Origin of the sequence: Edaphobacter sp., from assembly GCF_035532915.1 — a bacterium.
In the GTDB taxonomy this organism is placed as follows: Bacteria; Acidobacteriota; Terriglobia; order Terriglobales; family Acidobacteriaceae; genus Edaphobacter.
The window spans coordinates 1-11,035 of record NZ_DATKQC010000330.1 but is presented as its reverse complement, the minus strand read 5'-3'; the positions used below and the strand labels follow the sequence as shown (position 1 = coordinate 11,035).

At 60.1% G+C, this 11,035-nt stretch carries 6 protein-coding genes; 3 read left to right on the top strand and 3 right to left on the bottom strand.

The features are described 5' to 3' along the window. The first annotated feature begins 504 nt into the window (after positions 1–504). The 3 genes from VMU57_RS15890 to VMU57_RS15880 all read left to right on the top strand — a co-directional run bounded on the left by VMU57_RS15890 (position 505) and on the right by VMU57_RS15880 (position 5,280). Positions 505–3,150 (top strand): TonB-dependent siderophore receptor, encoded by a 2,646-nt coding sequence (locus tag VMU57_RS15890; protein WP_325385150.1) that lies wholly within the window; start codon positions 505–507, stop codon positions 3,148–3,150. Positions 3,151–3,247: 97 nt separating this feature from the next. Then, positions 3,248–3,928, top strand: a complete 681-nt coding sequence (locus VMU57_RS15885) for a Fe2+-dependent dioxygenase (protein WP_325385148.1) — start codon at positions 3,248–3,250, stop codon at positions 3,926–3,928. Positions 3,929–4,008: 80 nt separating this feature from the next. Next, a complete protein-coding gene (locus VMU57_RS15880; protein ID WP_325385146.1) occupies positions 4,009–5,280 on the top strand; it encodes a hypothetical protein in 1,272 nt (423 codons plus the stop codon). A gap of 108 nt (positions 5,281–5,388) precedes the next feature. Here the strand turns inward: VMU57_RS15880 and VMU57_RS15875 are convergent, their stop codons facing one another. The 3 genes from VMU57_RS15875 to VMU57_RS15865 are packed head-to-tail and all read right to left on the bottom strand — an operon-like array spanning position 5,389 to position 10,707. After that, positions 5,389–7,254: a glycoside hydrolase family 2 protein gene (locus tag VMU57_RS15875; RefSeq protein ID WP_325385144.1), complete on the bottom strand. Its 1,866-nt coding sequence runs from the start codon at positions 7,252–7,254 to the stop codon at positions 5,389–5,391. A gap of 50 nt (positions 7,255–7,304) precedes the next feature. Further along, the gene (locus VMU57_RS15870) at positions 7,305–9,947 is read right to left on the bottom strand and encodes a PAS domain-containing sensor histidine kinase (protein WP_325385142.1); all 2,643 of its coding nucleotides are present in this window, start codon (positions 9,945–9,947) and stop codon (positions 7,305–7,307) included. Positions 9,948–9,972: 25 nt separating this feature from the next. Further along, complete coding sequence (locus VMU57_RS15865; RefSeq protein WP_325385140.1) at positions 9,973–10,707, bottom strand: YceH family protein; 735 nt, start codon at positions 10,705–10,707, stop codon at positions 9,973–9,975. Positions 10,708–11,035: the final 328 nt, after the last annotated feature.

The following is an 11,035-nucleotide window of genomic DNA, read 5'->3' as shown; positions in this document are numbered from 1 at the left end:
GGAGGGCTTCGGCTCTTCGCCTTTTTCTTTAATTTCAGCTTTTTGGAGGGATAATGGGCGATCTTCGAATACGGACATAATTAGTCTTATATTTTGATTGAACTAGGACTGATCTTGTCGTATATTCAAATTCATCAGTTCAGCTTCATGTTTTTTTGATGGTGTAAGCGGTAAGGATTGGAACGAAAGATCCAGATTCCCATGGGTTATCTCTTGGCGGAGACCACGGGAATCTGGAGGCTGCAAGCCGTCGGACGGTTGCAGGTTGTCTGGATTATAGGGTCAGCCTTTCGACCTGGGCAACTGCGGCGTTCGGCTTCGGTTCAACTCCTTCAACAGAAGTAAACAGGTTTCGAGCTTTGGGTCTTTGCGGTGGCTTCGGCCATGGGCGAGGACTTTGAGGATAAGCGGTCAAGGACGAGGTATGCGCGTTTTTCGGTACCGATACCGATGCCTGGCTGCATGGGTGTAAATCGCAAGGGTTCGATTTTTTGAGGAGAGCACGTGAAGCGTACGACGTTGAAGATGGTGAGTAAGGGTGCGAAGAAGGCCGGCTGGAAGGTGGGGAGTCGGCGTGGGTGGTTGGCGATGGGGACGCTGGCGGCATATGCGGTGATGGGTTCGAGTCGTGGCGCGATGGCGGCGGTGACCAACGATGCTGGCGCGGGTGCGGCGGGTGCGGGTGCACCGGCGGCGAACCTTCCGGTGAAGCGGTTTCATATCGGGGCGGGGCCGCTGGATGGGGCCATCAAGGACTATGAGCAGGTGACCGGGCTGACGGTGAAGGTGACGCTGCCCTCGGCAACGCTGTCGGGATTTCAGACGCATGGCGTGAATGGGCTGCACACCGAGGAAGAAGGGTTGCGGCTGCTGCTGGAAGGAACGGGACTGAGCTATGCGGCGCAGGATGCATCGACGATGGTGGTGGGGCTGCGCTACTCGGACTCGGTGGATGTGACGGCGGCGGGGTTGTCGGATGCGGTGTCGATGACGAAGTTTACGGAGCCTTTGATCGATACTCCACAGACGGTGGAGGTGGTGCCGCAGTTTGTGCTGCATGATGAGGGCAACTCGACGCTGCGGGATGCGCTGCGGAATGTTCCGGGCATCAGCATGGCGGCGGGCGAGAGCGGAGCGCAGGGCGACAACCTGACCATTCGCGGCTTTACCGCGCGCAACGATATCTTTCTGGACGGCATTCGCGACTTTGGCAGCTACTACCGCGACAGCTTCAACTTCGATCAGGTCGAAGTACAGGAAGGACCGGCAGGCGTACAGTTTGGGCGCGGATCGACGGGCGGTGTCATCAACCAGGAGAGCAAGGTTCCAGAGCTGCAGAAGTTTGTGAATGTCGAGACGCAGTTTGGCACGGACGCAACGCGGAGAATTACCGCCGACATTAATGAGCCGCTGACAGATGTGGGACATGGCGGATCGGCGTTCCGGTTGAACGCTGTAGGGCAGGAGGGCGGCGTGGCTGGGCGGCCGCATGCAGAGATTCGCCGGTTTGGAATCGCGCCTTCGGTCTCGTTCGGGTTGAACTCGACGACGCCGTTCACGATTAGCTACTTCCACTACACCGAAAGCGACACGCCGGACTATGGATTGCCATGGCTGCTGAATGGCTTGGCTCCTGGGCCGATCCGGCATAACTACTATGGCTTCCCTGACCAGAACTATCTGAGGACGAACGACGACATTTTGACGGCGAAGGTGAGCCATGCGTTCGGCGAGAATGTGAGCCTGCATAGCATTGCTCGGTGGGCGAACTATCCGCGACAGGCACAGATCACCGAGCCGCAGATCTGCTCGAACGCTTCGGCGAGTGTGCCGGTGGGCAGCGTGGTCGCTTCCCTCCCGACGAGCGCGGTCAACCCGAAGCAGCCGTGCACTTATACGCCTGCGAGCGATCCGGCGACGATTGCGGTGAATCGGAACCAGTTGCAGATCAAGAGCGTTGAAGGCGATCTTTGGGACCAGACGGAGTTGACGGCGCGGTTCAAGGTATTGGGAATGCGGAACGACTTCGATGGCGGCGTGGAAGGCGGGCAGGAAGTATCGAACCCGATCCGTACCAGCTACACGATCAACAAGGTCAATACTGTTCCTTCGACGAACCTGTTGCACCCGAATGCGGCTGACTCCTTTGGCGGCATTGGGTACATCACAACGGTGGTGCACACGAAGTCGCAGAGCGCTGGAATCTACTTTGTCGATACGGTTCATCTTGGGAACCTGTTTGAGTTGAGCGGCGGCGTTCGCTGGGATTACTTCGATACGGTTTATAACTCGTACCAGCCGGTTGCTCCACCGGCGGGCGGAACGGTGAGCGCGCCGATCGGGCCGATCAGCAGGCTGGACAAGCAACCGAGTTATCGTGCGGCGTTTGTGTACAAGCCCACGAAGCATGGCAGCGTTTATTTCGACTATGGCACGAGCTTCAACCCGGCGGCCGAGTCGCTGAGCCTGAGTGTGGCCACGACGAAGAGCTCGCTGGCTCCCGAGGAGAACGAGACGTATGAGGTCGGCGCGAAGTATAGCCTGCTGAACGAGCGGCTGCTGCTGGACGGTGCGTGGTTCCGCACGGAGAAGGACAACGCCAAGGAGACCGATCCGACGAACTCGAACAACATTGTGAACTCGGGCAACCAGTTGGTGAAGGGTGTGCAGTTCAGCGCGGTGGGCAGGCTGCCGCAGGGTACCGATGTGGTGCTGGGCTATGCCTATCTCGATAGCGCCGTGATCTCGTCGAAGTTTTATCCGGCGTCGGTTGGATATCAGCTGGCGAATGTGCCGAAGCAGACGTTCAATGCGTTTATCACGCAACGGCTTCCGCTGCGGTTGAGCGCGGGTCTGGGCGGCAACTATGTTGCCAGCCGGACGGCGAGCTCGACGGTGCCGTATGTGCCGACAGGCTTTGCGCCGAATCCGAATGGGCCGGGATATGTCGTCACCAGCGTGGCAATGCGACAGGTGCCGGGGTACTGGGTCTTCAACGCGATGATGCGGCGGCCGGTGACCGACAGGCTGGAGTTGCAGGCGAATATCTACAACCTGCTGAACCGGTTCTATATCGACCAGCCGCATCCGAGCCATCTGATTCCGGGAGCGGGGTTGAGTGCGTTGATTGGGGTGAACTTCAAGTTCTGATTTGCGCGGTGGGCGCTGTTGGGTGCGGCGGAGTCTTATGGGCTTCGCCGCGCTGCATTTGAGAGTGATAAGGTTTTTGCGATAGGGAGAGACGACGATGCTGATTACGATTCCTGATGTGTTGACCGCGGCGCAGGTGCAGCAGGCGCGGGCAAAGCTCGATGCCGCCGATTGGGTGGACGGCAAGGTAACGGCCGGATATCAGGCGCAGAAGGTGAAGGAGAACCATCAGTTGCCGGAGGGGCATTCGGTGGCGGTGGAGCTGGGCGAGATGGTGCTGGGAGGGTTGGCGCGGTCGCCACTGTTTATGTCGGCGGCGCTGCCGCTGCGCGTGTTTCCGCCGATGTTCAATCGCTATACCGGCGGCGGCCGCTTTGGGACGCATGTGGATACGGCGATACGGCAACTGGTGACGACCGGGCAGAGGATTCGCACGGATATTTCTGCGACGTTGTTTTTGACCAACCCGGAGGACTATGACGGCGGCGAGCTGATCGTCGAGGACACCTATGGATCGCACTCGGTGAAGCTGCCTGCGGGGCACATGGTGCTGTATCCGGCGACCAGCCTGCATCGTGTGGAGCCGGTGACGCGTGGGGCGCGGGTATCGAGCTTCTTTTGGATTCAGAGCATGATTCGCAGCGATGCCGATCGGTCGATGCTGTTCGATCTGGATACGGCGATTCAAACGCTGGCGAAGGATGTTCCGGGAAATGCGGCGGGAGTGCAGTTGACGGGGGTTTATCACAACCTGCTGCGGCGCTGGGCGGAGATGTAGCGGTCGCGGAATCCGGAAAGTTGTGGACACCGGCGAGATTTACGCTCACAATAGCGCCACTCGATTTCTGGAGGGTTTCTATGAACCGGAGATATGGGCCCTCTCTTTTATTCGTGAGTTTTCTGGCGTTGTTTCTGCTGCCCTGTGCCGGTTGGAGCGCACCGCAGGTCGCTGCGGATGCGGCCTATGCGAAGAAAATTGAAGCGATGTTGCCGCCAAAGGTGGAGTGCGTGGTCTCGTCGCCGACCGTGATCGCCGGGCAGAGCGTGACCTTAACCGCCCAGGTGCACGGCGCCTCGGCAGGGCTGGTGTACAGCTTTTCGAGCAATGGCGGAAGGCTCTATCCCGATGGCTCCACGGCGCGGCTGGACACGACGGGCGTGGCTGCTGGAAGGATGATCTCGGCCACCTGCCAGGTGGTGAATGGTGTGGGGCGGCGAGGGTCCGCCAACACGGTTGTGCTCGTTGTGTCGATGCAAGCTGCGAAGGCAGCGGGTCACCCGCCTGTTGCTGAATCGGCGGAAGTGTCCGCTAAGAACGTCCTCGGAGGGAATGGCGGTTCGCCGCAGGGTGGAATCCCTCCAAGGACCTCGCACGATTACGCCGCACAAGCCGCACTCGCCGCCGAGGTGCAGGCGGCACCGCCTTCTTCTTCATCGCGGCAGACCGAGGCCGAAGAAATACCGCCGGTTGCGGCTACCGCGCCTGCGGCGGCTGCTGCGGCAGCGCCTCCTCCACAGGCAGCAGGGAGCGCCGATCCTTACCGGGAGAGCGAACTGCAAGCGCAATGGGTGAGGGCGGTTAAGAATGGAAAAATTGACTACGTGATTCCAACTCAGATGAAATTGCATGATACGGCTGTCGTCACGGTCGTTCTGCATGGGTTTGCGGATACCAGCCCCAATGACCTGGCTGGGGCCAAGGAGGGTGTCCTCAAGGTCTCCCCTTACATGCGAATGCAACTCACGGCGGACAATCCGGATGAGTTTGAGATTGATCCGAAGGTCGGCGCAGTTCTGCCCGTGCCAATCAACAGTTCGGCGAAATGGACGTGGAACGTTAAGCCGAATCAGCCTGCTAAAAATCAGAAACTGACGATTGAGGCCTTCATGGTCCGTACCGAGACTGGGGAACATCCCCAGGAGTTGCTCCCGAGCTATGTTGCGACGGTGAACGTGAATGTACCGGGTTTTTGGGAGTGGCTGTGGGAGACTTTCTGGAACGATCCGGCTGCGGCGATCAAGTATGTGCTGCCGGGTGGGGCAGGGTTTACCGCTCTTGCCGCGCTGATCGTGTGGTGGTGGAAGCGACGTCATCCATCGGAAGATAAGCCGAAGAAAGAAGAAGAGTGACGTACCTCAGGGGCTAAAGCCCCATTCATTTGAATAGACTTACGGCACGGCTGAAGCCGTGCCCTTAAGCAAAATGACGGCTTAACGTTCTCAGGCAATGGCTGCGGCTTATTGGGCTTTGCCTAGGGTTTTGTCTTTGTAAGCCTTTTGCAGGACGAAGAAGGCTTGCTTCTTTTCGCCCTGATCGGAGATCAGGCCCTTGCGGTTGAAGTTGTCCTGCAGGCCGGGCAGCGTGCGCATGGGAGAACGGAAGTCCATGAGAACCCAGGCGCTTGTGCCGCGAAGCTGCGGGATGCGGTTGAGCATGGGGATCTGGTGCTTGTAGACGTCGGCCTGATACTCCTCGGTCCAGCGCTCGGTAGCGGGGCCGTGGTGGCCAGCGCGGGCGGCGGCACCGAACTCGGACATGATGACGGGCTTCTGGTAGCGGATGTCCCAGGTGGTGGTATCGGCCCCGGCGGGCTTCTGCTCGTACCAGCCGATGTACTCGTTGGTGCCGATGACGTCGAGCGCTTGACCGAGCGGGTCATCGACGATCTTGACGGAGCCGGTCGCGGTCTTCTGCGTTTTGACGAGCAGAGCGGCGGTGACGAGGCGGGTGGGGTCGAGCTGGCGGGTGAGGTTCGCCATGGTAGTGAGGTATTTGGTGCGCGCCTCGGTGTCGGGAGTTTCGTTGGCGACCGACCAGAGAATGATGGATGCCTTGTCGCGGTCGCGGCGGATCATCTCGCCGAGCTGCTGTTTGGATTTGGCGAGGACGGCTGGGTTGTCGAACTGGAGCGCCCAGTAGTCGGGAATCTCGGACCAGACGAGGATGCCGAGGCGGTCGCTGGCGCGGGTCATGCGCTGATCGTGAGGATAGTGGGCGAGGCGGACGTAGTTGCAGCCGAGGTCTTTGGCCCAGCCGAGCAGGGTGTCCACATCCTTCTCGCTGTAGGCGCGCCCGGTGCGGTAGGGAGCTTCGGCGTGGATGGAGACGCCGCGCAGGAAGATGGGCTTGCCGTTCAACAGGATCTCGGTGCCGTGGGTTTCGATGGTGCGGAAGCCCATGTCGTCTTCGAGGTGGTCGGAACCGGCGGCGAGGTTGACCTTGTAGAGCTTGGGGTTGTCGGGCGACCAGAGGCTGAGGGATTTGACTGGGAGCTTGATGGCGGCGCGATCATTCGCATCGACAGTGGCGTGCGTGGTGGCGTGCAGCTCGGGGATGGAGACGGTGACGTCGGTGCCGGGAGTTGCGTTTTTTACGTGGACGTAGCCTTCGATGAGGCTGTGGTCGGCGCGGCTGAGATGTAAGTCGTAGTCGTCGATGAACTGCGTGGGAACGTCTACGAGCGATACGTCGCGGGTGAGGCCGCCGTAGTTCCACCAGTCGGTCTGGAGCGTGGGGACACCGTCGGCGGAGCGAGTGTTGTCGACGGCGACGACGACGAAGTTATCGCCATCTTTAACGACGCCGGTGATATCGCAATCGAAGGGAGTGAAGCCGCCCTCGTGCTCGCAGACGGCTTTGGTGTTGACCCAGACGTGGCTGCGATAGTTGGCTGCGCCGAAGTGGATGAAGGTGTGGGTGTTGGGTTTGGGGCTGTACTTGAAGTCCTTCTCGTACCACAGGACGCCTTCGTAGTAGAAGAGGTCGCGACGCTGGGTGTTCCAATCGCCGGGGACTTTGAGCGTGGGGGAAAGAGCGAAGTTGTACTCGAGAGGCTCACCGTTGTATGCCTTCGTCCCGTTCATGAAGTAGCCGTCTGCCTTGATCTCGTGATGGAAGTTGTAGAGACCGGTGGAGTAGGGATCGACGATGGTGTGCCAGTCGCCGTCGAGCGAGGTGGCGGCACGGTGGTCGATGTCGACGAGCAGGGTGGTGTTGGACGTTTGCGCGTGAGCAGCGGCTGCGGCTGAGGAGAGCAGCAACAGGGTGCCAAGTGTAGCGAAGAGAGTTTTGCGGAGGGAATGGCAGAAGGCTTCAGGGAACATGAGGTTCATCATACGAGGCCGCACCAATGCATGACTATTGATTTGCGCTTCTACGGAGCCGGTGGAGATGGTTCCTCGGCCCACGGAAGGAAGAGCGAGAAGATGGTGCCGTGATGGACAGGGTGTTGGGTGCTGCGGAAGCTGAGGCGGCCCTGATGCCTGCGCACGATTCCGGCGGAGATCCATAGGCCGAGGCCGGTACCGTTGAGGTCTTTGGTGGTGTAGAAGGGTTCGAAGAGACGCTCACGCACCTCCTGCGACATGCCGTGGCCGGTGTCGGCGATGGTGATGCGGATGCCCTGACGTCCTTTCCCGGAGGCGTCGGAACGGTCGGATGCGTCGTGAGCACGTACGACCAGGCGGCCGCCCTGGCGCATGGCGTCGATAGCGTTGGCGATGAGGTTGTTGAGCACCTGGCGAATGTCGTTTTCAAAGCAGAGGATGCGGGTATTGGTGGAGTAGCATGTCTCGACCTTGATGTTCGAATTGGCGAGGCGGCCCTGGTAGAGGTTGAGGACGGCGTCGACCAGATCGGCGGCGGTGACATTGGTGGCGCGAACCGCCTGACGATGGAAGCGGAGCGTCTGGGTGGCGATCTGGCAGACGCGGGAGAGCTCGCTCTGCGCCGTCTGCACATAGGCTCGCGCAGAGGGCGGCAGATCGTCGGAGAGATTGATCAGATACAGAAGATTGGTGATGGCTTCGAGCGGGTTATTGATCTCGTGCGAGATGGAACTGGCAAGACGACCGACGGCGGCGAGCTTCTCGCTCTGGATGAGAGCGTTCTCCGCCTTCTTCTGATGGGTAATCTCAACGACGACCGCGGCGATGGCCTCGATCTTTCCTTCGGCACCGTAGACGGGAGAGTAGTTGACGCTCCAGAAGCGGTGCTGGCCGGGGCGGGTGGGGAGTTCGCCTTCGAGTACGTGATTTCTGACCGGGTTTCCGGCAGCGACCTGCTGAAACAGCTCCTTCAGATCTTTAATGGGAGCGATCTCGAGGATGGAACGGCCGATGATCCTGTCCTTGGGAAGGCCGATGATTGCGGCCTGATGGTCGTTGACGCGCAGGTAGCGGAACTCGACGGGATCGAAGAGCGCGAGGCCGACGGGAGCGGTATCGTAGATGGTCTCGAGCTCGGCACGCTGGCGCTCGGTCTCAACCTGTTTCTGTAGCAGGGTCTCGGCGAAGGTCTTGCGGTCGTCGATGTCGATGGCGACGCCCAGCCAGTAGAGAATAGCGCCGGATGGGTCGCGGATGGGTTGAGCGCGAATCCACCACCAGCGCGGCAGACCGTCGTGGGCGCGGATGAGGCGGGCCTCTATATCGTATTCGGCACCGGTGGAGACGCAATCAGCCCATGTATCGAGGACCCGATCGCGGTCGTCGGGATGGAAGGCTGTGATCCAGTGGTCGAGTTCGGCGGTGGTAAAGCCGAGATAGTCGCTGAAACCCTGGTTGGCGTAGGTAATCTTGCCAGCGGCATCTCCCATCCAGATGGCCTGCGGATTGAGGTCCGTCAAGACGCGGTAGCGGGCTTCGCTGGTGCCGAGCGCCTCGACGGTGAGCTTGTAGTCGTGGATATCGATACAGACACCCAGCCAGCGAATATCGTGCGCGGAATCGTCGGGGACTGGGAGCGCGCGGCAGAGAAACCACCGGTACTCTCCATCGTACCTGGGCTTCAAGCGAAGTTGAACGTCCAACATCTTGCCGCTGGCGTGAACATGTTGCCAGGCTGCGCGGATGGTAGACCGGTCATCGGGATGAATGATGGCGAGCCAGTCCTGGTTGGTGGCCTGATCGAGCGAGAGGCCGGCGTAGTCGAGAAAGCGCTGGTTGGCGTAGCTTACGCCGACGGTGTCGGACGCCATCCAGATCATCTGCGGATTGAGTTCGGTGAGCAGTCGATAGCGGGCTTCGCTTTCGCGAAGCGCCTCTTCACCGCGTCGCCGCTCGGAGATATTGCGAAAGAAGATGATGATGCCGTCGTCGGAGGGGATGGACTGGATGTTGAGCCACAGGTTGACCGGCTCGGGTAAGTAGGCCTCCAATTCGGTCGGAGTGCGCTGCTCCATGGCGTTGCGATAGTTGGAACCGAACGGCTCCTGCAAGGTGTGGTGCAGGCATTGCCAGAAGTTTTCGCCAGTGAGTGGGCCGGAGGCGAGCATGTCGACGGCGCGCCAGTTAGCGAAGCTGATGCTCCAGTCGCGGTCGAGGCAGACGATGGAATCGGGCATCGCGTCGAACGTCTGTTGAAGGCGTTTGGCCGCGACATTGCGCGTCTGCGCGGCAAGCCTGGCTGAGGAGATGTCTTTGTAGAATGCCGCTAGTCCGTCCGCAAAGGGCGTCACCAGAACGTTCATCCAGAGATTGACGGAGGTGCAGAAGAACTCGAACTGGCGCGCGTTGCGGCTACGCATGGCGGCCAGCAGATTCTCTTCGAGGATGGTGCCGCGCGCCGTTGGCTGTACGTCCCAGTAGATCCTGCCGATGCAGCCATCGATATCCAATTGACTGACGCGAGCGGCTTGCGGATTCGCATAGGTGATGCGGAAGTCGCGGTCGAAGGTGATGATGGCGTCGGGCGAGATCTCGAGAAGCGCCTCGAAGTTCAGACCCGGCGACTTGAAAGAGGCTGCTTGCACAGACTCTGCGAGAGACGCCGTATTCGATGAAGGCGTGCGGGGCATGGCGGATGTCTCAGTGTACTGAAGATTAGTCTATAGCTTCCGCGCCGGGAAGAGACGTAGAGTGGTGACGCGATTCAAGCTGTGTGATGCGCTGCTCGAGAGCCACGATGACCGAGCGCATGGCCGTGACCTCTTCCTGCAGGCTGGCGAGCAGTTCGCGCGAAGAGCTTGCGCTTTGACTGGTATCGGGAAGAGGCTGCGACCAAGAGGACGGCGGCGCGGAGACGGCGACGGGGCCACCCAGCAGATGCATGTAGCGGGACTCGCGCGCGCCGGGCTGGCGGGTCAGCATGACAACGAGTGGGCCGAGCGGACCGGTTGTGTCGGGAGTCTGCGCATCATCGGAAGGTTGGGGGCGGGAGGCGAGGCGATCGAGCGTGCTGGCGACGGAGCCGATGTCATCGAAGGTATAGAGGCGGTCGGCGCGGCTGCGCAACTCGCCGGGCGTCTGCGGACCGCGCAGTATCAGTAGGCAGAGGACGGCGGTCTCATCGCGGCGGAGGTTCAGCACGGTGCGGATGCGGTGCTCGTACTTGGGAACGCGGCTGTCGTGGACAGGAGCGGTAAGCTGGAGTTCTTCGAGCGAATGGATTGCCTGACGCACCTCGTCCTCGGTCAGCGTGAGCACAGGATCGCGGCTGGAGCGCTGGTTGCACGCGTTGACCAGGGCGTTGAGCGAGAGCGGATAATTCTCCGGGGTGGTGATCTCTTTTTCGATGAGCGCACCGAGAACGCGGAGCTGAATTGGGTCAAGCGTCATAACTCAATGATTACACAATGGATTGGGGTCGAGCTGATGATCCCGCCTCATGATGCCGAAGTAACTGAAATGGAACTGTGACCTAAAAGATACATACGGAAGGGGCATTTTGGAGGTTAAGGTTGTTTGGAGAAGATAAAATTGAATTCTCGAATGACGTTTAGCAAATGCCATTGAAGTTCGACCATTTAGACAATCAGAACCCCGGGGGATGTGCGGATGAGGCTTCGTTTTAACAGGTGGGCGGCGACAGTGGCTGTGGCTGCGACGGTACTGGCGTTGGGCGGATCGGCGAAGGCTGGTGAGCGGACGGGGACGATTCAAAGCA

Coding starts and splice junctions, on each gene's coding strand:
- VMU57_RS15865 (WP_325385140.1), bottom strand. CDS start 10,707: ATGACGCTTGACCCAATTCAGCTCCGCGTTCTCGGTGCGCTCATCGAA.
- VMU57_RS15885 (WP_325385148.1), top strand. CDS start 3,248: ATGCTGATTACGATTCCTGATGTGTTGACCGCGGCGCAGGTGCAGCAG.
- VMU57_RS15870 (WP_325385142.1), bottom strand. CDS start 9,947: ATGCCCCGCACGCCTTCATCGAATACGGCGTCTCTCGCAGAGTCTGTG.
- VMU57_RS15875 (WP_325385144.1), bottom strand. CDS start 7,254: ATGTTCCCTGAAGCCTTCTGCCATTCCCTCCGCAAAACTCTCTTCGCT.
- VMU57_RS15880 (WP_325385146.1), top strand. CDS start 4,009: ATGAACCGGAGATATGGGCCCTCTCTTTTATTCGTGAGTTTTCTGGCG.